Annotated in this window: 1 protein-coding gene; it reads left to right on the top strand. The window is 43.3% G+C overall.

Annotated features, from left to right (window positions below; all coding sequences use genetic code 11):
• Nucleotides 1-14 precede the first annotated feature (14 nt).
• Nucleotides 15-1,330 (top strand): tetratricopeptide repeat protein (locus tag C6G87_RS05140; protein ID WP_158653102.1); only part of this gene is annotated, 1,316 nt, incomplete at its 3' end.

Genomic DNA, 1,330 nt, shown 5'->3' on the forward strand with positions numbered 1-1,330 from the left:
AAAAAGCGGGTGAGATGGGGGATGCTAGGGCTTACAATAACCTAGGGACCATGTATTACAATGGACAAGGTGTACAGCAGGATTATAAGAAGGCGATTGAGTACTATCAGAAAGCGGCAAAAGAGGGAAGTGCCGTGAGTTATTACAGTCTAGGCACTATGTACAAGAATGGTCAGGGTGTACCCAGAGACTACAAAAAAGCTTTTGAATACTACCAAAAAGCGGGTGAGATGGGGGATGCTAGGGCTTACAATAACCTAGGGACCATGTATTACAATGGACAAGGTGTACAGCAGGATTATAAGAAGGCGATTGAGTACTATCAGAAAGCGGCAAAAGAGGGAAGTGCTACCGGCTACTATAATGCTGGAGTGATGTATCAAAATGGCAGAGGCGTACCTAGAAATTATGTGGAAACCCTGCAATACTACCAAAAAGCGGGTGAGATGGGGGATGCTAGGGCTTACAATAACCTAGGGACCATGTATTACAATGGACAAGGTGTACCCAAGGATTACAAAAAAGCCTTTGAATACTACCAAAAAGCTATAAAAATGGGAAATTCCGATGGCTACACACGCCTAGGGGATTTGTACTACAACGGTAAAGGTGTACCCAAGGATTACAAAAAAGCTTTTGAATACTACCAAAAAGCGGGTGAGATGGGGGATGCTAGGGCTTACAATAACCTAGGGACCATGTATTACAATGGACAAGGTGTGCAGCAGGATTATCAGGAAGCTCTAGAATACTATAGGAAAGCTATAAAAATGGGAAATTCCGATGGCTACACACGCCTAGGGGATTTGTACTACAATGGCAAAGGTGTACCCAAGGATTACAAAAAAGCCTTTGAATACTACCAAAAAGCTATAAAAATGGGAAATTCCGATGGCTACACACGCCTAGGGGATTTGTACTACAACGGTAAAGGCGTGCCCAAGGATTACACGCAGGCTTTAAAATACTACCAAAAAGCGGGTGAGATGGGGGATGCTAGGGCTTACAATAACCTAGGGACCATGTATTACAATGGACAAGGTGTACAGCAGGATTATCAGGAAGCTCTAGAATACTATAGGAAAGCAGCAGAAATGGGGGATAGTATGGCTTACAGAGTCCTTGGAGATATTTACATGAGCAAGGGCAAGTCAGCTGAGGCACATGTGGCGTTGGATAAAAGAGATTTGGAGCATCAAACCATCAAGGAGATGGAAGGTGCAGAATCTCATGATAACAAAAAGTCTAAACACCATGGAAAAAAAGATATGGAGCGAGATTACACTGAGGTTGCAACGAACCATAGAAAAAAAGCGGCAAAAGAGGGAAG

The organism is Helicobacter baculiformis (genome assembly GCF_900197685.1).
Taxonomy (GTDB): Bacteria; Campylobacterota; Campylobacteria; order Campylobacterales; family Helicobacteraceae; genus Helicobacter; species Helicobacter baculiformis.